Consider the following 20,274-nt stretch of genomic DNA (forward strand, 5'->3'; position numbering starts at 1 on the left):
TCTCCCTCCGGCCGTGACTGCCGGAGGGAGTGGCCAAAGTGCAGCGCAGTACCCGACCTATGTCAAGAGTTGCTCGAAACCCCACCTGAACGAGCAACATCGAGCAACTGGCCCTGGGGATCGGCGACCAGACCCGCCAGCAGGAGCAGCGCCGCATCGGAGGGGGAGCCCTCCGGGGCGCTGTACAGCATCATCCGGTGGCCGGTGCCGTCGGACAGGTGGAGGTTCTCGAAATCGAGGGACAGCGGACCCACGGCCGGATGGTGCATGGACTTGGTCCCGACGGTGCAGTCCCGTACCGGATGCTTGGACCACAGGGTGGCGAAATCGGGGCTCTGCAGCATCAGCGAGCCGATGAGTTCGGCCAGCGCACGGTCGTCGGGGTGGCGCCCCGCGACCAGCCGCAGTGCGGAGAGTGCGGTACGGGCTTCGGTCCGCCAGTCGGTGTAGAGCTCCCGGGTGTGCGGGTCCAGGAAGAGCATGCGCGTCAGATTGGGGCGGGCGGCCGGATCTTCGGGGCTCGCGGCGTCGAGGTGTCCGGCGAGCAGGGCGTGGCCCAGCGGATTCCAGGCGAGCACGTTGTTGCGGCCGTCCAGCACCACGGCCGGGACCTGCGGCATCGCACCGATCAGCCGGCGGGTGGCGGGGCGCGCGTACTCGGGGCGCGGGGACTGGGCCCGCTTGCGCTTCGGCGGCCGCGCGAGGTCGCGCAGGTGCGCCTGCTCGTCCGCGGTCAGGCGAAGGGCGCGGGCGAGCGAATCGAGGACGCTGTCCGAGGCGTTCGTGCTCTGCCCCTGCTCCAGGTGCGTGTAGTAGGTGATGCTCACGCCGGCGAGCAGTGCCAGCTCCTCGCGGCGCAGTCCGGGCACGCGCCGGCGGGTGCCGTGGGTCGGAAGGCCGACGTCCTCGGGCTGGAGGAGGGCGCGGCGGTTGCGGAGGAATTCGCCCAGGGCCGTGGGTGTGTCCATGGATTCCAGTGTGCCGTCCGGGTACGGGGAGCGGGCCGGTCAAGGGTGGCCCTGCCAGTGACAGCTTCCGCGGTGCCAGCACAACCAGAGGGCTGGGTAGGGCCGGGAGACCGGGCCAGAGTCGCTTCCCGGAACGCCTCAGTGGTGCGAGCGGAAAGGAAGTACGGCCATGGCTGTTGTCGGGAGTTCGTATGCGGACGCGGGTCCGGAGCAGGGGAAGGCAGAGCGGGAGGTGCCGGGGCTTCCGGGCCCGGAGGGGGCGGGGCCGGTCCGGCTGGACGGTCGCCTGCGGCTCGTCCTGGTGGTCCTGCTGGTCGCCCAGTTCATGCTGGCCGTCGACTTCTCGATCCTGAACGTGGCGCTTCCGGTCATCGGCGCCGGGCTCGGATTCTCCCTGTCCGGCCTCCAGTGGATCGCGACCGCGTTCGCGCTGAGCGCCGCCGGATTCACCCTCCTCTTCGGCCGGATCGCGGACCTCTTCGGCCGCCGCCGGCTCTTCCTGGCGGGCCTCGCCGTCCTGGGCCTGTCCTCCCTGGCCGGAGGTCTGGCCACCAGCCCCGAAATGCTCCTGACCGCCCGGGTCTTCCAGGGCCTGGCCACCGCCGCCGTCACCCCGGCGGGGCTGTCCCTGCTGACGACCTCCTTCCCCGAGGGGCCGCTGCGGCAGAAGGCGCTGGGTCTCAACGGGGCACTGATGTCGGCCGGGTTCACGGCGGGCGCGGTGCTGGGCGGCGTACTGACGGACCTGCTCTCCTGGCGCTGGGCGTTCCTCGTCAACGTCCCCGTCGCCCTCGCGGTCCTGATCATCGCCCCGACGGTCATCAAGGAATCCCGCCCGGCCGTCCGCCCGAAGCTCGACCTGCCCGGTGCCACCACGGTCACCCTCGGCCTACTGGCCCTGATCTACGGTCTGACGCGGGCGGGCGAGCACGGCTGGGGCTCGGCGGCGGCGCTGGGCTGGCTCGCCGCGGGGGTGCTCCTGCTCATCGCCTTCCACGCCGTCGAATCCCGGGCGGCCGACCCCCTGGTACCCGTCTCCGTACTCAGGAAGCGGACGGTCGCCTGGGGCAATACCGCGGGACTGATCGCCTTCCTCACGGAGACGAGCCTGGTCTTCCTGATGACGCTCCACCTCCAGGAGGTCCTCGGCTTCTCCCCGCTCTCGGCAGGACTGGCCTTCGGGGTCCTGGGCGCCGGCACGGTCATCGGCGGATCCATCGCGCCCCGCGTCATCGCGGGCACCTCCACCCGTACGGCCCTGGTCATCGGCGGACTGCTCCAGGCCGCCGCCACCCTGAGCCTGGTCGCCCTCGGCACTTCCCCCTCCGGCCTGTGGCTCCTGCTCACCGCCACCTTCGCGGGAGGCATCGGCAACATGCTGGTGATCGTCGGCTTCATGGTCACCGCCACCACGGGGCTGCCCGACCGCGAGCAGGGCATGGCCACCGGCCTCGCCACGATGACCCAGCAGATCGGCATCACGATGGGCACCCCGGTGATGAGCGCGATCGTGGCGGCCCACAGCTCAATCCATGCGGGCATCACGACCGCGATCCTCGTCAACACGGCGCTCGTACTGCTCGGGACCCTCACCACCGTCCTCTTCCTGAACGGCAGGCGGGCCTAGAAAGGCGGGATCAGGGCCGCCACCACGCGTCGAGCGGGGTGACCGGAACGGTCCGCTTGTGCCGGGTGGCCAGGAAGATCGACTCCAGCCTGGCCGCCACCTCGGTGGTGACCTCGGCGCCTTCCAGGTAGTCGTCGATCTGGGCGTACGACAGGCCCAGCGCCACCTCGTCCGGCAGCGCGGGACGGTCGTCCTCGAGGTCGGCGGTCGGTACCTTCTCCCAGGTGCTCGGCGGTGCTCCCAGCTCCTGGAGCAGCGCCGCGCCCTGCCGCTTGCTCAGTCCGGTCAGCGGGGTGATGTCGACGCCGCCGTCGCCGAACTTGGTGAAGAAGCCGGTCACCGCCTCGGCCGCGTGGTCGGTACCCACGACGAGCATCCCCAGCTGCCCAGCGATCGAGTACTGGATCACCATGCGTTCGCGGGCCTTGATGTTGCCGCGCACGAAGTCCCGGAGCTTCGGCTCGCCGCCCAGCAGCTCCTGCAGGCCGAGCGCCGCCTCGGCGCCCACGGCGTCCGCGCTCGGCTTGACGTTCACCGCGATCGAGCGGTCCGGCCGGATGAACTCCAGCGCGATCTGCGCGTCGTGCTCGTCGGCCTGGACCCCGTAGGGCAGCCGCACCGCGACGAAAGTGGCCTCGTGGCCCTCGGCGCGCAGCTCCTCGGAGGCGAGCTGGCACAGCCGGCCGGCCAGCGTGCTGTCCTGGCCGCCGCTGATCCCGAGGACGAAGCCGGTGGCCGGGGTCGACCGCAGGTAGTCCTTCAAGAAGTCGACCCGTTCCCGGATTTCGACCTTGGGGACGATGGTCGCCTTGACGCCAAGTTCAGCGAGAATCTGCTCGCGGAGGTTCACCATCCACGTACTGTACTGGCCGAATTCGAACTGGGGGAAGCCGATCTTGAGCGGTCGTCCTATGGGGGAGGCGTCCGGATGATCCGGGTGCCGGAGGGGTTCGCGCGGAGCACGGTCGAGCGTGAAGGCGGGCCCGGAGCCCGGTGGATCGCCGAACTGCCCTTGATCGTGGACGGGTTGCTGGAGCAGTGGGGGTGCGTGCCGGAGGGCGCGGTGCTGCACGGGGGAGTCGGAGTCATCGTCCCGGTGCGCAGGCCGGCCGGGGCGGCCGCCGTGCTGAAGGTGTCGTTCCCGCACCCGGGCAACGTCCACGAGCCGGACGCCTTCGCCGCGTGGCGCGGCCGCGGGGCCGTCCTGCTGTACGAGCGCGACGACGCGCGCTTCGCGCTGCTGCTGGAGAGGGTCCGCACCTCCACCCTGGCGGAGTCCGCGGACGGCGACGAGGTGGCGGAGGTCGCGGGGCGGATCAACCGCCGACTGGCCGTTGCCGCCCCGCCCGTGCTGCCCCGGCTGCGGGACCAGGCGCGGACCTGGGAGGAGGAGCTGCGCCAGGACGCCGAGGAACTGCCGCACTCGCTGCCGCCCCGCGTGGTCGGCGCGGCCATCTCGACCGCGCGCGAGTTGGGCCGCGTACAGCCGGACACCCTCGTCCACGGAGACCTGCACGCCAGGAACATCCTGCGCGCCGACCGCGAGCCGTGGCTGGCCGTCGACCCCAAGGGGTACGCCGGAGACCCCGCCTACGACGGCGGCACCCTGCTCAAGTCGCGCGCGCTGGAGCTACTGGTGGCGGAAGACCTCGGCAAGGCCGCCCACCGCATCCTGGACGTGTTCGCCGAGGCTGCCGAGGTCGATCGCGAGCGCGTCCGGCGCTGGGCCCAGTTCCATGCCGTCCGGGCGTCCTTCTGGGGCCGCCGGCACGGATTCCGCGTGGCCCGCGAAGGGGCGGTACTGGACCTGCTCACCGCGTTCACGGACCGCCTGGCGGAGGCGCTCACGGAGAACGTCTAGTGCCGTGCCGGGCGCCGCGACCCGGTGAACCTTTCCGGTCACAGCACTAGCGACGCGGGCGCTACCGATCCGGAGCCATGGGCGAGCGGCCGTGACCGGCGCTCCTACGACGGGCGCCAGAGTGCCGATGCGTGAGCAGACAGACAAAGCAGTGGCCGTCCGTCCGGCTTCCCTGACACGATCTGGGCGTGACCACGTTGTTCCTGATGGTCGGCCTACCAGGGGCCGGGAAGACCACGAAGGCTCGGCAGCTCGCCAAGGAGCACGGTGCGCTGCGCCTGACGCCAGACGACTGGATGATCCCGCTGTTCGACATGGCGGAGGCGGACGGGAAGCGCGACGTGCTGGAGGGCCGGATGCTCTGGCTCGCTCTGGAAGCGCTCAGGCTCGGCACCAACGTCGTGGTGGACTACGGCTGCTGGTCCCGCGACGAACGGTCCGCGATCCGCTGGCTGGCCGAGGCCGAGGACGCCTGCTTCCGGATGGTCTACCTGCCGGTGGACGACGAGACCCAACGTGCCCGGATCGCCCAGCGCCGGGCGGACGCCCCCGCGGAGACGATTCCGATGACCGAGGCCGACATCCTGCACGGGCGCGCGCACTTCGAGGAGCCCGATGCGGCGGAGCGCGGAGGCTGCGGGGCCGCCGGCCCGCCGCCCGGCTGGGCGGACTGGCGGGAGTGGGCCGCCAACCGGTGGCCGTCCTTCGCTTGACCGCAGCCGTGCCGGACGTACCCGCGACGGCCCGTAAAGATCCGAAAGAGGACGGCCTAGTCGGCCAGGGCCGTGGTGATCACCAGGGGCGGCTTCGCCCGCTCCGCGGCCCAGGTGCGGCCCGCGGCGAGCTCCGGGTCGGCGAGGGCCAGCGCCTCGTCCACGGTGGGGCGGTGCTGGACGACGTCCCGGAATCCGGCGCGCTCCAGCAGGGTGGGGAAGAGCTCCACGGGCCAGGCGTGGTTGGGCATCGACTGCCAGGTTCCGTCCGTGCGCCGGAGCCGTACGGTCACCTCGTCGCCGGGACCGTACTCACCGCCCGGATCCCCGATGCGCAAGGATGCGTACTCCGTGCCGCTGCACGCGGGATCCGTGGCCAGTAGGACGAAGGGGGCGCCGGGGCGCAGGATCCGGCGGATCTCCCCGAAGACCGAGAGCACCGTCTCCTCGGTCGGCAGCGAGGCCAGGACGTGGTTGCACATCACCGCGTCGGCGCTGCCGTCCGCGAGGCAGACCGTGCGGCCGTCCTCGACCAGGTGGTACTCGGCCACCGCCGTCCCGGAGCCGCGGGCCAGTGCCAGCATCTCGGGGGAGGTGTCCACGCCCAGCACCCTCGCGCCGAGCCGCCGGGCCGCGTGGTCGGCCACTTTGCCCGGCCCGCATCCGTAGTCCACCAGGACGTGGCGGCTGTCGATCCACCCCGCCAGGGCCCGGAAGACGAAGGGGTACCCGAGCAGCCAGTCGGTGGCCGCGTCCACGGCCGCGAAGGCCTGCGCACCGTCCGGTCCGGACCATGCGACGCCCTCTTCCCCGGCACCCGCTCCGGCATTCCCGGTTCCCTCTGGCCTGTCGCTCACGGTCACCACTATCGGGCCACGACCGGCCGGGCCGGGCGGTACGACACGGCGGCATCGTGCGGCGGCCGGGGTCGGGGCCGGGGTCCGGATGGACCCGGCCCCGGCCCCGCCAGTACTACGGGGACTGCCGCGCGTCGCGCTCCGCGGCCTCGGCGGCTTCCGCGATGCGCTTGATGCCCGCCAGTCGCCGGTCCCAGTCGGCGGCCAGGGTGGCCATCCACCGTGCCGTGGCGTCCAGGGCCGCGGGCCGCACCGTGTACCGGACCTCGCGTCCGACCCGGCTCCCGGAGACCAGCCCGGCGGCGTCCAGGACGGCGAGGTGTTTGACCACCGCCTGCCGGGAGACGGGAAGGCCCTCCGCGAGCGTGGTCGCGGTCACCTGGCCCTGTGCGGCGAGCAGGTCGAGCAGCTTGCGCCGGGTCGGGTCGGCGAGCGCGGCGAGGACCTCGTCGACCGCCGTGCCCGTGCCCGCGCCGGGGCGTCCGTCGTCCGTCACGCCGCCGACTGTTCGACGCGCTTCCTGAAGGCGTCGAGCACCTGCGGCCAGCCGCCGGTGTTGTCCTTCAGGGCCCGGTCGCGCAGCTCCTCGGACCCGGCCAGCGTGGCGAACCCGCTCTCCACGACGCGGAGCCGGGTCTTGTCGCCCTCCCGGGTCAGGGTGAACTCCACCAGGGTGCTGTTGTCCTCGCTGAGCTCCTGTCCCGGGAACGCGCTGGCCCAGCGATAGGCCAGGTACGTCGGCGGGTCCACCTTCTCCACGCGCACCGGGAAGTCGCCGTACTGGGCGTTGCTCGCCACGACCGACTCCCCTTCCTTGGCCACGGTGCCCGCCAGCACCGTCAGGCCGGCGTCGTCGGCCACCCAGAAGCCGGGCTCGGCGACGAGCGACCAGACCCGCTCCAGGGAGGCCTCGATCAGGGTGTCGCGTTCGATCCGATCCGTACTCATGGCGGACTCCTTCGGCTCCGTCCTCACCACGACGGTGAGGTGCAACTCCAGAGTTGCACATGGGTCGGGCTGGTGCAACCGTACGGTTGCGCGAGTTCGATCATCGAAATATCTGTGTTCGCCACGACAGAAATGAATGCGGGGTGCGGTAAGAATTTCTGGTCCGACCGGCGGAGTGGAATTATTGTTCTCGCCCGGCCGGTTCCGGCGTGCTACTGTGGTTTCAGTTGCAGTTGTGGTTCCCAAAGATTTGATTCCGGCATTTTCCGGGCTGGGCAATCATCGGCGACTCGAGGTTCGCACAGTGCGAACCTCTGGGCTGTGCCCCGAAGGAGATTCAACATGGCTAATGGCACCGTGAAGTGGTTCAACGCGGAAAAGGGCTTCGGCTTCATCGAGCAGGAGGGTGGCGGTCCTGACGTGTTCGCCCACTACTCGAACATCGCCTCCCAGGGCTTCCGCGAGCTTCAGGAAGGTCAGAAGGTCAGCTTCGACATCGCGCAGGGCCAGAAGGGCCCGACCGCTGAGAACATCGTCACTGCCTGACGCTGAAGCGTAACCACGCAGCTGGGGCCCGCACCTTGGGGTGCGGGCCCCAGCTCGTTGTATTTTTCAGGCTCCGCCGGCCGTTGCGGCCCGTGTGAGCGGCGCGACAGCGCTCGCTGTCGAAGCGCCCAGCTGTTCTGCCGATGGATTTTTCCTCGGCTCCCTGCCCGCGTGTGACCGCCGTTACCATCGGCACGCCGCGCGGCGCCCCCTTCGTGACAACCCGGAAGTAGTTCAATCCGGCTTCGTCATATCTGATTTTGTTTCGGCTCATTCTTGTGAATCGTCGCGCGGCTTGATTTCCGCTGCCGGGAATTCCCTCGATGTGTGCCGTATCGAGGAAGGTTCCGCATGAACCGCACGACACGTACGAACAACCGCTCTTCCGGCAGCCGTAAGAGCGGTGGCTCCTACGGGGGCTCCACCGGCTCCTACGGGGACTCCGCGGGCTCCTACGGGGGCTCTTACGGCGGCTCCACCGGCTCCTACGGGGGCGGCTCGACCAGCTCCTACGGTGGCGGCTCCACCGGCTCCTACGGCAGCTCCGCAGGTTCCGCCGGCCGAGGCAGCCGCTTCGGCTCGTCGGCCCCCAGCCGTTCCGGTGCTCCCAGCCGCTCCGGTGGCCCCGGCCGTTCCGGCGGCCCCTCCCGCTCGGGTGGTGGCGGCTACGGCCGTCGCAGCTCCGCACCGCAGGGCGAGTTCGCCCTGCCGGTCACCGTGGTTCCCGGGCTGCCCGCCGTCGAGGCCTTCGCCGACCTCGACATGCCGGCCCCGCTGCTGGCCACGCTCAAGGCCGAGGGCATGGCCACGCCGTTCCCGATCCAGGGCGCGACCCTGCCCAACACCCTCGTCGGCCGCGACGTACTGGGCCGCGGCCGCACCGGATCCGGCAAGACCCTCGCCTTCGGCCTGGCCCTGCTGGCCCGTACGGCCGGGCAGCGCGCCGAGCCCGGTCAGCCGCTCGCGCTGATCCTCGTACCCACCCGTGAGCTCGCCCAGCAGGTCACGGCGGCGCTCACCCCCTACGCCCGTGCGGTCAAGCTGCGCATGGCCACCGTCGTCGGCGGCATGCCCATCTACCGGCAGGCCACCGCACTGCGCGGCGGGGCCGAAGTGGTCGTCGCCACTCCCGGACGTCTGAAGGACCTCATCCAGCGGGGCGACTGCCGGCTCAACCAGGTCGGCATCACCGTCCTGGACGAGGCCGACCAGATGGCCGACATGGGGTTCATGCCCCAGGTGACCGCGCTGCTCGACCAGGTGCGCCCCGAGGGCCAGCGGATGCTCTTCTCCGCCACCCTCGACCGCAACGTGGACCTGCTGGTCCGCCGCTACCTGACCGACCCCGTCGTGCACTCCGTCGACCCCTCGGCCGGTGCCGTCACGACGATGGAGCACCACGTCCTGCACGTCCAGAACTTCGACAAGCAGGCCGCCACGACCGAGATCGCCGCCCGCGACGGCCGCGTGATCATGTTCCTGGACACCAAGCACGGCGTGGACCGGCTGACCGAGCACCTGCTCCACAGCGGGGTGCGCGCCGCGGCGCTGCACGGTGGCAAGTCGCAGCCCCAGCGCACCCGTACCCTCGCGCAGTTCAAGACCGGGCACGTGACGGTCCTGGTGGCCACCAACGTCGCCGCCCGCGGCATCCACGTGGACAACCTCGACCTCGTCGTCAACGTGGACCCGCCGACCGACCACAAGGACTACCTGCACCGCGGCGGCCGTACCGCCCGTGCCGGCGAGTCCGGCAGCGTCGTCACGCTGGTCCTGCCCAACCAGCGCCGCGAGATGACCCGCCTGATGGCCGCCGCCGGGATCACCCCGCACACCGCCCAGGTCCGCTCCGGCGAGGCCGAGCTGAACCGGATCACCGGCGCCCAGGCACCGTCCGGAATCCCCGTCACCATCACCGCGCCCGTCCCCGAGCGCTCCAAGAGCGGTACGGGGTCCTCCCGCGGCCGCCGGAGCCGTCCGGCGCAGGAGCGGCGCAGCAGGACGGGATCGTCCCCCGCGCGGTCCGAGCGCGGGAGCACCTTCTCCACTGCCGCGTAGTCCGGCCCCGGTCAAGCTCCACAGCTCCGTACCTCCATGCCGCGGGCTCCGCGCCCCGGCGTCCCCGTGCCGCTGCGGCCGGGACGGTTCTCTCCCCCTGTGAGGATTCATGCGCTTCGTCATCGCACGCTTTCCGTTCGACCTCGACAAGGGCGGGGTGCTGGCCTCGATGAAGGGCGTCAAGCCCGAACCGATCACGGGTGAGTCCGTGATCATCGGCCGCCGCGCCTACCCCGTCAAGCAGGTGGGCGCGGTCATCACCCGCCAAGACCGCCGGGACTTCACGGCCGCCGAGGTGACCAGGGCGCTGACCGCGCTGGGCTTCACCTGCCGTGCGCTCGCCCCGGAAACACCGCCCAACGCCGGCCTGACCCCGGTCCAGAAGGCGTCCGCGCTGCTCGGCGCCCCGGCCGGGGTCTGACCGAAGGCGCACGTACGGCGCGTACGGCAGGTACAGCGCGTACGGCATGCAGAGCAGGCAAAGCACCGAGGGTCCCGGACGGCACCAGCCGCCGGGGCCCTCGGTGCTTCGTCATGCCCGCGTCCAGCGCGGGCCCGCCGGAGCGGCCGGGGCCGGGGCCGGGGCGGGGGTCAGAGGCGGGGGCTGCGGCTCGGCGCGGTCCAGGCGCAGACTGCGCAGGGTGGCGTCCGTCTCGCGCTGGAAATGCTCGTAGGTGATCAGCCGGTCCCACAGCGGGTCGGGCAGGCCGGGAACGGTGGCCCCCCGGGCCTCCCATTCGCGTGCGAGCTGATCGAATACGGCGGCCCCCCCGGCGGCCCGGCCGGCGGGGGGAGAACCGCCCGGAGACTGCTGCCGGGGGATGCCCCGTACCGTCCCGGAAGGGGCGCGGTCGGGAGCCCGGTGCCGTGCCAGGGACGGGGAAGCGGCGTGTGTGGTGCCCATGCCTGCCCCAACGATTCTCCGCCTCCCCGGGTACGCCCTGAGCCCGACGGCGGATGCCCGGACGGGGCCCGGGGGCGGCGCGCACCACCCCGTGGACGGTGCGCGGGGGGAGTGGGGCACGGCAAATGGTGTTGAATGCGGCTCGGGGCCCCGGTGCCGAACAGCGCCAGGGCCCCTCGACGCGTCCCACAAACGAGGTGAAAGTGACAGCAGAGAACTCTCTGGGTCGTCTTGACGATGATGACTACCCGGCCTACACCATGGGCCGGGCCGCCGAGATGCTCGGCACCACCCCCGGTTTCCTCCGCGCGATCGGCGAAGCCCGCCTGATCACCCCGCTGCGGTCCGAGGGCGGCCACCGCCGGTACTCCCGCTACCAGTTGCGCATCGCCGCCCGGGCCCGGGAGCTCGTCGACCAGGGGACCCCGATCGAGTCCGCCTGCCGCATCGTCATCCTCGAGGACCAGCTGGAGGAAGCCCAGCGCATCAACGCCGAGTACCGGCGGGCGGCGGGCACCGACAGGGGTGCCGGCTCCGAAGCCTGATCCGGAGCGGGTGCCGGGCCCCGGCCCCGGGGCCCGGCTCGCAGGGGCTCAGCCCAAGCGGGTCGGCGAGGAGGCCGCCGGGGCCAGGACGCGGGGGGCGCCGGTGCCGTCCGCCGGAACGGTCCAGAGATCGGTGGTGTCCACCGAGCCGTCGGCGGGCAGGGCGTAGGCCAGGGTGCGGTCGTCGAGCCACAGGGCCTGGTCGTCCACGCTGCGCTTCTCCGCGAGGGGCGTCTCCCGCAGCGTGCTCAGATCCAGGACGTGTTCGCGCCACAGGGAAGCACCGCGCATCACGCGCTTCTTGTACGCGACCCGGGTCTCGTCCGGGGACAGGGAGGGGCATTCGACGTTCTGGGCCAGGGTGGTGACCTCGCGTCGGGAGAGCGATCCCCTGATCAGGTAGGTCTGGCCCGCCGTGGCGAGGGTGGCGTAGAAGGTGTCGTCGTCCTTAGAGAAGGTGACGCCCCAGAAGTTCACGTCCCCCGAGGTGTAGGGACGGCCGTCCTTCACGATGGAGAACTTCTCCAGGTCGGGTTCGAGCGTCCAGGTCCGGGTGTCCACGATCGAGGTGCGGGTGGAGAAGAACGCGGCCCCGTAGGACTCCCCGGCGACGAAGACGGTCCAGGCGGCGAAATGGCCGCTGGGGGAGACCCGGGCCCGGGACGGGGTGCCCGCGAGCGGGAAGCTGTGCAGGGTGCGCAGGTCGGAGTCGACGATCAGGGCCCGGTTGTCCTGGGCGAGGGCGCCCGGCTTGGAGTTGAGGCACACGCCGGTCCCGGCGGCCGCGTAGAAGCGCTGGCAGGTGAGGTCCGAGGCCGTGCGACCGGACTGGGGCGCCCCGGCCGCCACCGAGGCGACGGCCCCGCGGTGCGGGCCCTGGGCGCCGTTGAGGAAGGCCAGCCCGTCCGTCCGGCCGAGCGTCACCTTGCCCTGGGCGACCGTGGGATCGCCCTCCCGGGTCTGCTCGGAGCGGGCGGAGGCGCGCAGCACCGCGACCGCCGCGAGGGCTCCCAGGAGCAGCACGGCCAGCGCGAGTACGAGCAGCCGGCGTGAGCGCGTCATCGGGTTCCTCGGGAGTTTCGGGGGTGCGGGGGAGTGCGGACCGGACCGGGGGCGTCCCCGTCCGGAGCCGTCGGCCGCAGTACGAAGCCTGCGACGGCCGCGCAGCAGCACAGGGCCGCCGCCGCGACGGCGAGCGCGGGACCGGAGCCCAGAAGCGTCCACGCGGCGCCGAAGGCCAGCGAGCAGCCGAAGCGGGCCAGCGCCTGGCTGGTGCCGACGACCGCGATGCCGGTGGCCCGCAGCCGTACGGGGACGGTCGCGGCCACGGCGGCGGGCAGGACCCCGTCGGTGGCGGCGTAGAACATGCCGTGCAGGGCGAGGACCAGGTAGGGCAGCGCGGACCGGTCGGGGGCCCACAGCAGCAGCCCGTAGCCGGCCAGCAGGAGGGCGTGCCCGGAGAGGAACACGGTGCGGCGCCCGATCCGGTCGGCGAGGGCGCCGGCCGGGACGGCCAGCAGCAGGAACACGGCGGCGGTACCCAGCGGCAGCAGCGGGAACCACTGTTCGCCGATGCCGGCGCGATCCTGGAGCAGCAGGTAGAGGAAGGCGTCGCTGACGGTGGTGAGGCCGAGCAGGGCGGCGCAGCCGGCCAGGGCGCGCAGCCGGGGCAGCCGCAGCAGGGCCAGCGCCTCGCGCACGTTCACCGCGCCCGGCTCCGGGGAAGATGCCGAGGCCGAGGCCGAGGCCGGCTCCGAGGCGGTGGCCGTCGCCGCGGGACCGGTGCGGACCGGGCGGGCGGCGGGCTTCGGGAGGGCGGCGGGCTTCGGGCGGGCCGGGCCGAGGTCCGCACCGGACGGGACGAACAGCACGAGCACCACGACGCCCAGAGCGGCGACGCAGGCGCTGACCCCGAAGACGGCGTCGTACCCGTCGACGGTCATGCCCAGGATGAAGAAGGCGGCGAGGGGTCCGAGCAGCGCCCCGGTGGTGTCCATCGCGCGGTGCACGCCGAAGGCGCGTCCTTGCAACTCGGGAGGTGTGGAAAGGGAGATGAGTGCGTCGCGCGGGGCGGTGCGCAGCCCCTTGCCGGTGCGTTCCAGGGCGAGGACCACGCCCACCGGGCCGAGGCTGTGGGCGAGCAGCAGCAGCGGCTTGCACAGGGCGGACAGGCCGTAGCCGATTCCGGCGATCAGCTTGTGGTTGCGTATCCGGTCGGCGAGGTGGCCGCCGGTCAGCTGCACCAGGGCGCTGACCCCGTTGTAGAGCCCGTCCAGGGCGCCGAACCCGAGGGGGCTCAGGCCCAGTCCGGCGACCAGGTACAACGGCAGGACGGCGGTGACCATCTCGGAGGAGACGTCGGTGATCAGGCTGACCGCGCCCAGGGCGAGGACGGCCGAGGCGACCGCGGGGGCCCGGACGGGTCCCCCGTCCGGTGCGGTCTTCGCGCCGGTGGGCGCGGAGCGGTCCGCGAGGTACATGCTCTGGAGCTCCCGGTGGCGACGGTCTGGGTCACTCGTGCGCGCGGCACTCGTACGTACGGGCGACCCTAGTGCTTGTACGGGCCAACTGTGCTGTGTACGGCCCGATTCGACGGGTCCGGGCAGGTCTCGGCGGATCAGCCCTGGCGGCTGCTCTCGTCGCGCAGCCAGGTGGAGAAGTCCCCGGTGCGGATGGCCTTGCGGGCTCCCCGGCGGGCGACGATCGCCGCCACGACGAACACCACGACTCCGGGCAGCAGTTGCGGACGGCTCAGGAGCAGCGCGCGCAGATCGCCCGTGCCGGTGCGCGCGGAGGGGGCGGGCGGCGCGTCTCCCGAGAGGGCCTCCGGGGACTCGGCGGCCCGGGCGGCCTGGTAGTGCTCCAGCTCGGCGGAGGAGGTAGCCGCCCGGACGCGGCGCCGGATCAAGTCGGCCCAGGTGCGCGGCGGATGGACCGCGACACGGGCCGTCTCGACCACGCGCCGCTCTCCCGGCGCGAAGGCCAGGGACGCCGCCAGATCGTCGGCCATCAGCGGGGGCAGGGCGGCGATCCGTGCGTGTCCCGCTTCGGTCACCGCGATGACCCCGCGTCCGAACAGCCCTTCTCGGACGGCCGGGAGCCGCTGCCAGACCTGGTAGTACGCCCGCACCGGCCAGGCACATCCGGTCAGCGGGACATCGCGGCCGGGGGCCGCGGCGAGGAGTTCCGGGCCGGCGGTGAGGGCGCCGGCCAGGGCCCGTACGTCGGCGCCCGTGACCACGACGTCGGCGTCCACGTACAGCCGGGGGAAGCCCTGTGCGTGCTCGTCGCCGACCCGAAGCGCCGTGTGTTTGGAGGGAGTCGGGATCTCGACCACCCGTACCCGGGGGCCGCGGGCACCGGCCACCGCGGCGGTGTCGTCCGTGCAGCCGTTGCACACCACCACGATGTCGAGTCCGGAGGCGGCGGCGGAAGAGGGGGCGGCAGGGGCCTCGGCCAGGAGCGCGTCGAGGAGCCGGCCGATGACCCGGCCCTCGTTGTGGGCCGGGATCACGATGCTGGTCACCCCGGAAGTATGCACGCCCGAACACCCGTACCGACCGTTTCCTCCAACTCTCCCCGGGGGTACTCCCCGTGGTCTAGATTGAACGCTGCCGACCGGATTCGGCGTGCTTCGGCGACGCCGTAATCCAATCGGAGCAGGGAAGTTGTGGCAGGTACGGGTTCGGCGGCTTGGGGGAACGGGCCGCCTGCCCGTGGCCGGACCGGCGCGTGGGGTGCCGGACGGCCGGGGGGCGGAAGTACGTGGAACACGTACGGCATCGGTCGTGGGGGGCCATCACCGTTGGGCGGGTCACGCACGGGTCGCGCAGGCGCCCGGCCTGCCGTCGACGGCACCTCCTTCCTTCGCACGCGTCCCGGCCATGGGTCGTCGACACGCCTGCGGGCGTGCGCGGAAGGAAAGGGAACGCTGTGAAGGACACCGCGAAGGACGCCCGGCAGGAAGCCGGGGCCGCACATGCGGGGCCGGTAGAACCGTTAGGAGTTGCCGTCGTCGGCGCGGGCTACTGGGGCCCCAACCTCGTCCGCAATTTCCAGTCGAGCCCGGAGTTCCGGCTCCGCTGGCTCTGCGATCTGAACGTCGACCGGGCTCGCCAGGTGCTCGGCGGGTATTCCACGGTCCAGGCGACCTCCGACTACGCGGCGGTACTGGCCGACCCGGCCGTCGACGCGGTCGCCGTGGCCACCCCGGCCGGCACCCACCTCGACGTGGCCCTGGCCGCGCTGCGCGCGGGCAAGCACGTCCTCGTGGAGAAGCCCCTCGCGGCTACGTACGAGGACGGCCTGCGGCTGGTGAAGGAGGCCGAGGAACGCGGCCTCACCCTCATGTGCGACCACACCTACTGCTACACCCCCGCGGTGGCCCGCATCCGCGACATGGTCCGCTCCGGGGAACTCGGCGAGATCCAGTTCGTCGACTCGGTCCGGATCAACCTGGGGCTGGTCCAGAAAGACATCGACGTCCTGTGGGACCTGGCCCCCCACGACCTCTCGGTCCTCGACTTCATCCTCCCGGACAACGTCCACCCGGTGGCCGTGGCCGCCCACGGGGCCGACCCGATCGGCGCCGGACAGTCCTGCGTGGCCTATCTGACGCTCCAGCTCAACACCGGCGCCATCGCCCACGTGCACGTCAACTGGCTCTCCCCGGTGAAGGTCCGCACCACCATGGTCGGCGGCTCCAAGCGCACCCTCGTGTGGGACGACCTCAACCCCAGCCAGCGCGTCGCGGTGTTCGACCGCGGAGTGGACCTCACGGCCCCGCAGGAGATCGGTGCGGACGAGCGCCGCGACATGCTCGTCTCCTACCGGAGCGGCGACATGGTGGCGCCCGCGCTCGGCGAGAAGGAGGCCCTGCGCAGCATGGTCGAGGAGTTCGCCGCCGCGATCAGGACGGGGCGGCCCGCGCTGACCGACGGCCGGGCGGGACTCCAGGTCCTCGACATCCTCGAAGCCGCCTCCCGGAGCCTGGAGTTCCGGGGCGCGGTCGTCGGACTGCGCACCGGGCGTTGACGGTTCAGGCGGCCGTCCCGTCCGGGGCCGGCCACACGGCACCGGGCGCGGCAGCGCCCACGACGGGCGCAGCAGGGAACACCATGACCGACTCAGTAGGGGCAGGGCGTTGAGCAGCGTACGAGGCAAGAAGATTCTGGTCACCGGCGGAGCGGGCACGATCGGCTCCCACCTGGTCGACCTGCTGGTGGACAACGGGGCGCGCGAGATCGTCGTGCTCGACAACTTCGTGCGGGGGCGCACCGCCAACCTGGCGCGGGCCCTGCCGAGCGGCCTGGTCGACCTGGTCGAGGGCGACATACGGGACGCGGCCACGGTGCACAAGGTGACCGAGGGCGCCGACCTGGTCTTCCACCTGGCGGCCATCCGGATCACCCAGTGCGCGGCGGAGCCGCGGCTGGCCAACGAGGTGATGGTCGACGGCACCTTCAACGTGCTGGAGGCCGCGGCCGCCGCCGGGGTGGGCAAGGTCATCGCCTCCTCCTCGGCGTCCGTCTACGGGCTCGCGGAGTCCTTCCCGACCACCGAGCGCCACCACCCGTACAACAACGACACCTTCTACGGGGCCGCGAAGGCCTTCAACGAAGCGGTGCTGCGCAGCTTCCACTCCATGTACGGGCTGGACTACGTCGCGCTGCGCTACTTCAACGTGTACGGCCCCCGGATGGACATCCACGGGCTGTACACCGAGGTGCTCATCCGGTGGATGGAGCGGATCGCCGACGGCGAACCGCCGCTGATCCTCGGCGACGGCACCCAGACCATGGACTTCGTCGACGTCAGGGACATCGCCCGCGCCAACCTGCTGGCCGCCGAATCGGACCTGACCGACGAGGTGTTCAACATCGCGAGCGGGTCCGAGACCAGTCTGCTCGGCCTCGCCAACGGCCTGCTGGAGGCCATGGGCGCGCAGGGCCTGGTCCCGGAGCACGGGCCGGCCCGCACGGTCAACGGGGTGACCCGCCGGCTCGCGGACACCTCGCAGGCCGCGCAGCGCCTCGGGTTCACCGCCGGGATCGACCTGCGCACCGGGCTGCGCGACCTGGTGGACTGGTGGCGGGCCGAGCGCGCGGCCGACGCGGCCGCGGCCGCCACGCGCGCCGCCGCGGCCGAGGGAACCGGCCGATGAGCGCGCGGGACACCGCCGCCGGGCAGGACGTCCCCGCCCGCATCCCCGTCATGATCCCGTGGCTCGGCGAGGAGGAGGCGAAGGCCGCCGGCGACGCGGTCCTCTCCGGCTGGGTGGCCCAGGGCCCCAGGGTCGCGGAGTTCGAGCGGGCCTTCGCCGACCGGGTGGGCGCCGAGCACGGCATCGCCGTCAGCTCCTGCACCACCGCCCTGCACCTGGCCCTGATCGCCCTGGACCTCGGTCCGGGCGACGAGGTGGTCGTCCCCTCGCTCTCCTTCATCGCCACCGCCAACGCGGTGCGCTACGTAGGGGCCCACCCCGTCTTCGCGGACGTGGAGGAGGCCACCGGGAACCTCACCCCGGCCACCGTGGACGCGGTGCGCACCCCGCGCACCAAGGCGGTGCTCGCCGTCCACCAGGGCGGCGTGCCGGCCGACGTGCACGCGCTGCGCGCGGCCTGCGCCGACTGGGGCCTCCCGCTGGTGGAGGACGCGGCCTGCGGGATCGGCGCCACCGTGGGCGGCAAGTCCGTCGGCCAGGGAGCCCTGATCGCCGCCTGGTCCTTCCACCCCCGCAAGGTGATCACCACCGGCGAGGGCGGCATGGTGACCACCGACGACGCCCAGTGGGCCGAGCGGCTGCGCAGGCTGCGCGAGCACGGCATGAACGTGTCCGCGGCGCAGCGGCACGCGAGCAGCAAGCCGATCGCCGAGAGCTATCTGGAGGTCGGCTACAACTACCGGATGACCGACATCCAGGCCGCGGTCGGCCTGGTGCAGCTGAGCAAGCTGGACGAGATCGTGGCCCGCCGCCGCAAGCTCGCCGCCCGGTACACGCGGCTGCTCGCCGGGATCGCGGGCCTGCGCCCGGTGCGGGACCCCGCTCACGGCGAGGGCAACTTCCAGTCGTACTGGGTGCTGCTCACCGAGGAGTTCCCCGTCGGCCGGGACGAACTGCTCGCGGTGCTGGCCGAAGCCGGGGTCTCGGCCCGGCGCGGGATCATGGCCTCGCACCTGGAGCCGGCGTACGCCGGACACGGGGCGGCGCCGCTGCCGGTGACCGAGCGGATCAGCCGGGACTCGCTGATCCTGCCGCTGTTCCACACGATGACGCAGGACCAGCAGGACCGGGTGGTGACGGTGCTGCGCGAACAGGCCGCCGGATGAGCGGGCCCCGCACCAGAGGCGCCGGAGCGGCCGGGGCCACTGCGGCCACCGAGGACCTGCTGGTCGTCGGCGCGGGCGGATTCGCCCGCGAGGCGGCCCAGGCCGTACGGGACGCGGCCGCCGCCGACCTGGCGGGCGGCCGCGTACCGCGCTGGCGGCTGGCCGGACACCTGGACGACAACCCGGCCCTGCACGGCCGGGACGTGGACGGCGTGGAGGTGCTGGGCGGCTGCGACCTGGTGCACAGCCGCCCGGCCGCCCGGGTGGTGGTCTGCGTGGGCAGTCCGCGCGACTACGCGGTACGGGCCCGGCTGGTACGCCGCCTCGCGCTGCCCGAAACCCGCTACGCGACGGTGGTCCACCCGACCGCGTCGGTCTCCGGATCCTCGGAGCTCGGCGCGGGCTCGGTGCTGCTCGCGCACTGCGTGCTGACGGCGGCGGTACGCGTAGGGGCCCACGTGGCGGTCATGCCGCACGCGGTCCTCACCCACGACGACACGGTCGAAGACTTCGCGACCCTCGCCTCCGGGGTCCGCCTCGGCGGCGGGGTGCGCCTGGGCAGGGGCGCGTACGTGGGCGCGGGCGCGCTGGTGCGGGAGTACACCACGGTCGGCGCCTGGTCGCTGACCGGGATGGGAAGCACGGTCCTGGCCGACGTGCCGCCCGGCGAGGTGTGGGCGGGAAGCCCGGCCCGCCGGCTGCGCGAGGCCGGTGGCCCGGCGCTCGACGAGCTGCGGGCCGATGTCTTGGAGTCCGGCCGCAGGCCGGAGACACGGATGGGGAGCACAACCCGATGAACCAGATACCGCTCGTCGACCTCAAGGCGGCGCACGCCGAGGTCGCCGATGAGATACGCGCCGGATTCGACCGGGTACTGGCCGGCACCGCCTTCATAGGCGGCGAGGAGGTGCGCGCCTTCGAGCGCGAGTACGCGGCCTTCGCCGGGACCGGCCACTGCGTCGGCGTGGCCAACGGCACCGACGCGCTCGAACTGGCCCTGCGCGCCGTGGGAGTGGGCGTCGGGGACGAAGTGGTCCTGCCCGCCAACACGTTCATCGCCACCGCCGGGGCCGTCGCCCGCATCGGAGCACGGCCGGTCCTGGTGGACTGCGACCCCGACACCTTGCTGATCGACCCGCAGGCCGCCCTGGACGCGGTCGGGAAGGCGACCCGGGCGGTGGTCCCGGTCCACCTGTACGGACAGTGCGCCGACGCCGCGGGGCTGGCCGCCGCCCTGCCCCCGCACGCCCGGGTCGTGGAGGACGCCGCCCAGAGCCAGGGCGCCACCCGCGCCGGACGTTCTCCCGGCAGCGGCCAGATCGCCGCGACCAGCTTCTACCCGGGCAAGAACCTGGGCGCGTACGGGGACGCGGGCGCGGTGGTGACCGACGACGAGGAGACCGCGGAGTTGGTGCGGGCGCTCGCCAACCACGGCGGCACCGCCAAGTACCGCCACGACGTGGCCGGGTTCAACAGCCGCCTCGACGGGCTCCAGGCCGTGGTGCTGCGGGCCAAGCTGGCCCGGCTGGCCGAGGGGAACGCGGCCCGCCGCGCCGCGGCCGCCCGCTACGACGAGCTGCTGGCCGACCTGGCCGCCGCCGGACGCCTGACCCTGCCGGCCACGGCGCAGGACAACGTCCACGTCTGGCACCTGTACGTCGTCCGGGTCGGCGCGGCCGACCGCGACGCGGTCGTGGGCAAGCTCAATGCGGAGGGCATCGGCGCGGGCGTGCACTACCCGGCCCCCGTCCACCTCACCGGGGCCTTCGCCCACCTCGGACACGGGCGGGGGGACTTCCCGCACGCCGAACTGGCCGCGGACCGGATGCTGTCCCTCCCGCTCTTCCCCCAGATCACGCCCGCTCAACAGCAGCGGGTCGTGGAAGCGCTCACCGACGCCCTGCGCTGACGCAAGAGA

Annotated in this window: 21 protein-coding genes; 12 read left to right on the forward strand and 9 right to left on the reverse strand. The window is 72.7% G+C overall.

Translation table 11 applies throughout. The features are described 5' to 3' along the window. Positions 1–62: 62 nt before the first annotated feature. Positions 63–968 (reverse strand): helix-turn-helix domain-containing protein, encoded by a 906-nt coding sequence (locus tag OHU74_RS33250; RefSeq protein WP_371619348.1) that lies wholly within the window; start codon positions 966–968, stop codon positions 63–65. Positions 969–1,137: 169 nt separating this feature from the next. Here OHU74_RS33250 and OHU74_RS33255 point away from each other — a divergent pair, with 169 nt between their 5' ends. Continuing rightward, a complete protein-coding gene (locus OHU74_RS33255; protein WP_371619349.1) occupies positions 1,138–2,595 on the forward strand; it encodes an MFS transporter in 1,458 nt (485 codons plus the stop codon). Between the two features lie 10 nt (positions 2,596–2,605). Here OHU74_RS33255 and nadE read toward each other — a convergent pair whose 3' ends face one another. Next, the gene (nadE, locus tag OHU74_RS33260; RefSeq protein WP_371619350.1) at positions 2,606–3,448 is read right to left on the reverse strand and encodes an ammonia-dependent NAD(+) synthetase; all 843 of its coding nucleotides are present in this window, start codon (positions 3,446–3,448) and stop codon (positions 2,606–2,608) included. A 75-nt stretch (positions 3,449–3,523) separates the two neighbouring features. Between nadE and OHU74_RS33265 the strand changes: the two genes are divergently transcribed. Both OHU74_RS33265 and OHU74_RS33270 read left to right on the forward strand, forming a co-directional pair. Then, positions 3,524–4,456, forward strand: a complete 933-nt coding sequence (locus OHU74_RS33265) for an aminoglycoside phosphotransferase family protein (protein WP_371619351.1) — start codon at positions 3,524–3,526, stop codon at positions 4,454–4,456. A gap of 188 nt (positions 4,457–4,644) precedes the next feature. Further along, positions 4,645–5,169, forward strand: coding sequence for an AAA family ATPase (locus tag OHU74_RS33270; protein ID WP_371619352.1), 525 nt, complete (start codon positions 4,645–4,647; stop codon positions 5,167–5,169). A gap of 56 nt (positions 5,170–5,225) precedes the next feature. Here OHU74_RS33270 and OHU74_RS33275 read toward each other — a convergent pair whose 3' ends face one another. From OHU74_RS33275 to OHU74_RS33285, 3 genes are all read right to left on the reverse strand, one after another. Continuing rightward, positions 5,226–6,026, reverse strand: a complete 801-nt coding sequence (locus tag OHU74_RS33275) for a class I SAM-dependent methyltransferase (RefSeq protein WP_371619353.1) — start codon at positions 6,024–6,026, stop codon at positions 5,226–5,228. Positions 6,027–6,141: 115 nt separating this feature from the next. Beyond that, a complete protein-coding gene (locus OHU74_RS33280) occupies positions 6,142–6,522 on the reverse strand; it encodes an ArsR/SmtB family transcription factor (RefSeq protein ID WP_371619354.1) in 381 nt (126 codons plus the stop codon). After that, positions 6,519–6,974 carry an SRPBCC domain-containing protein gene (locus OHU74_RS33285; RefSeq protein WP_371619355.1) on the reverse strand — a complete coding sequence of 152 codons (456 nt, stop codon included), beginning with the start codon at positions 6,972–6,974 and terminating at the stop codon, positions 6,519–6,521. The genes OHU74_RS33280 and OHU74_RS33285 overlap by 4 nt, the downstream gene beginning before the upstream one ends. A gap of 342 nt (positions 6,975–7,316) precedes the next feature. On the opposite strand from OHU74_RS33285, the gene OHU74_RS33290 reads away from it, so the two are divergent. The 3 genes from OHU74_RS33290 to OHU74_RS33300 all read left to right on the forward strand — a co-directional run bounded on the left by OHU74_RS33290 (position 7,317) and on the right by OHU74_RS33300 (position 9,999). Continuing rightward, a complete protein-coding gene (locus tag OHU74_RS33290) occupies positions 7,317–7,520 on the forward strand; it encodes a cold-shock protein (protein WP_053678014.1) in 204 nt (67 codons plus the stop codon). A gap of 351 nt (positions 7,521–7,871) precedes the next feature. Beyond that, positions 7,872–9,578 (forward strand): DEAD/DEAH box helicase, encoded by a 1,707-nt coding sequence (locus OHU74_RS33295; RefSeq protein WP_371619356.1) that lies wholly within the window; start codon positions 7,872–7,874, stop codon positions 9,576–9,578. A 109-nt stretch (positions 9,579–9,687) separates the two neighbouring features. Beyond that, positions 9,688–9,999, forward strand: a complete 312-nt coding sequence (locus OHU74_RS33300; RefSeq protein WP_371619357.1) for an SCO5918 family protein — start codon at positions 9,688–9,690, stop codon at positions 9,997–9,999. 111 nt (positions 10,000–10,110) lie between these two features. On the opposite strand, the gene OHU74_RS33305 is transcribed toward OHU74_RS33300, so the two are convergent. Further along, positions 10,111–10,482 carry a hypothetical protein gene (locus OHU74_RS33305; protein ID WP_371619358.1) on the reverse strand — a complete coding sequence of 124 codons (372 nt, stop codon included), beginning with the start codon at positions 10,480–10,482 and terminating at the stop codon, positions 10,111–10,113. A 203-nt stretch (positions 10,483–10,685) separates the two neighbouring features. Here OHU74_RS33305 and OHU74_RS33310 point away from each other — a divergent pair, with 203 nt between their 5' ends. Then, positions 10,686–11,027 (forward strand): MerR family transcriptional regulator, encoded by a 342-nt coding sequence (locus OHU74_RS33310; protein WP_371619359.1) that lies wholly within the window; start codon positions 10,686–10,688, stop codon positions 11,025–11,027. Positions 11,028–11,075: 48 nt separating this feature from the next. Here OHU74_RS33310 and OHU74_RS33315 read toward each other — a convergent pair whose 3' ends face one another. From OHU74_RS33315 to OHU74_RS33325, 3 genes are all read right to left on the reverse strand, one after another. Beyond that, positions 11,076–12,089, reverse strand: a complete 1,014-nt coding sequence (locus OHU74_RS33315) for a TolB-like translocation protein (protein WP_371619360.1) — start codon at positions 12,087–12,089, stop codon at positions 11,076–11,078. Continuing rightward, a complete protein-coding gene (locus OHU74_RS33320) occupies positions 12,086–13,507 on the reverse strand; it encodes an MFS transporter (RefSeq protein WP_371619361.1) in 1,422 nt (473 codons plus the stop codon). Before OHU74_RS33320 ends, OHU74_RS33315 begins: the two co-directional genes overlap by 4 nt. Before the next feature lie 137 nt (positions 13,508–13,644). Then, complete coding sequence (locus OHU74_RS33325) at positions 13,645–14,553, reverse strand: glycosyltransferase family 2 protein (RefSeq protein ID WP_371619362.1); 909 nt, start codon at positions 14,551–14,553, stop codon at positions 13,645–13,647. Between the two features lie 407 nt (positions 14,554–14,960). On the opposite strand from OHU74_RS33325, the gene OHU74_RS33330 reads away from it, so the two are divergent. From OHU74_RS33330 to OHU74_RS33350, 5 genes are all read left to right on the forward strand, one after another. Beyond that, a complete protein-coding gene (locus tag OHU74_RS33330) occupies positions 14,961–16,061 on the forward strand; it encodes a Gfo/Idh/MocA family oxidoreductase (RefSeq protein ID WP_330300143.1) in 1,101 nt (366 codons plus the stop codon). 109 nt (positions 16,062–16,170) lie between these two features. Beyond that, on the forward strand, positions 16,171–17,190 hold the full coding sequence (locus tag OHU74_RS33335; protein WP_371619363.1) for an NAD-dependent epimerase/dehydratase family protein: 1,020 nt from the start codon (positions 16,171–16,173) through the stop codon (positions 17,188–17,190). Next, on the forward strand, positions 17,187–18,356 hold the full coding sequence (locus tag OHU74_RS33340) for a DegT/DnrJ/EryC1/StrS family aminotransferase (RefSeq protein WP_371619364.1): 1,170 nt from the start codon (positions 17,187–17,189) through the stop codon (positions 18,354–18,356). The genes OHU74_RS33335 and OHU74_RS33340 overlap by 4 nt, the downstream gene beginning before the upstream one ends. Then, complete coding sequence (locus OHU74_RS33345; RefSeq protein ID WP_371619365.1) at positions 18,353–19,153, forward strand: NeuD/PglB/VioB family sugar acetyltransferase; 801 nt, start codon at positions 18,353–18,355, stop codon at positions 19,151–19,153. Before OHU74_RS33340 ends, OHU74_RS33345 begins: the two co-directional genes overlap by 4 nt. Continuing rightward, on the forward strand, positions 19,150–20,265 hold the full coding sequence (locus OHU74_RS33350; protein WP_371619366.1) for a DegT/DnrJ/EryC1/StrS family aminotransferase: 1,116 nt from the start codon (positions 19,150–19,152) through the stop codon (positions 20,263–20,265). Before OHU74_RS33345 ends, OHU74_RS33350 begins: the two co-directional genes overlap by 4 nt. The last annotated feature ends 9 nt before the right edge of the window (positions 20,266–20,274 follow it).

The sequence above is a fragment of the Streptomyces sp. NBC_00454 genome, assembly GCF_041434015.1.
In the GTDB taxonomy this organism is placed as follows: domain Bacteria; phylum Actinomycetota; class Actinomycetes; order Streptomycetales; family Streptomycetaceae; genus Streptomyces.

Bases quoted from the DNA above. Each gene is read 5' to 3' on its own strand.
- OHU74_RS33315 (WP_371619360.1), bottom strand. From the start codon at position 12,089: ATGACGCGCTCACGCCGGCTGCTCGTACTCGCGCTGGCCGTGCTGCTC.
- OHU74_RS33345 (WP_371619365.1), top strand. From the start codon at position 18,353: ATGAGCGGGCCCCGCACCAGAGGCGCCGGAGCGGCCGGGGCCACTGCG.
- OHU74_RS33300 (WP_371619357.1), top strand. From the start codon at position 9,688: ATGCGCTTCGTCATCGCACGCTTTCCGTTCGACCTCGACAAGGGCGGG.
- OHU74_RS33305 (WP_371619358.1), bottom strand. From the start codon at position 10,482: ATGGGCACCACACACGCCGCTTCCCCGTCCCTGGCACGGCACCGGGCT.
- OHU74_RS33265 (WP_371619351.1), top strand. From the start codon at position 3,524: ATGATCCGGGTGCCGGAGGGGTTCGCGCGGAGCACGGTCGAGCGTGAA.
- OHU74_RS33295 (WP_371619356.1), top strand. From the start codon at position 7,872: ATGAACCGCACGACACGTACGAACAACCGCTCTTCCGGCAGCCGTAAG.
- OHU74_RS33255 (WP_371619349.1), top strand. From the start codon at position 1,138: ATGGCTGTTGTCGGGAGTTCGTATGCGGACGCGGGTCCGGAGCAGGGG.
- OHU74_RS33250 (WP_371619348.1), bottom strand. From the start codon at position 968: ATGGACACACCCACGGCCCTGGGCGAATTCCTCCGCAACCGCCGCGCC.
- nadE (WP_371619350.1), bottom strand. From the start codon at position 3,448: ATGGTGAACCTCCGCGAGCAGATTCTCGCTGAACTTGGCGTCAAGGCG.
- OHU74_RS33290 (WP_053678014.1), top strand. From the start codon at position 7,317: ATGGCTAATGGCACCGTGAAGTGGTTCAACGCGGAAAAGGGCTTCGGC.
- OHU74_RS33285 (WP_371619355.1), bottom strand. From the start codon at position 6,974: ATGAGTACGGATCGGATCGAACGCGACACCCTGATCGAGGCCTCCCTG.
- OHU74_RS33340 (WP_371619364.1), top strand. From the start codon at position 17,187: ATGAGCGCGCGGGACACCGCCGCCGGGCAGGACGTCCCCGCCCGCATC.
- OHU74_RS33350 (WP_371619366.1), top strand. From the start codon at position 19,150: ATGAACCAGATACCGCTCGTCGACCTCAAGGCGGCGCACGCCGAGGTC.
- OHU74_RS33320 (WP_371619361.1), bottom strand. From the start codon at position 13,507: ATGTACCTCGCGGACCGCTCCGCGCCCACCGGCGCGAAGACCGCACCG.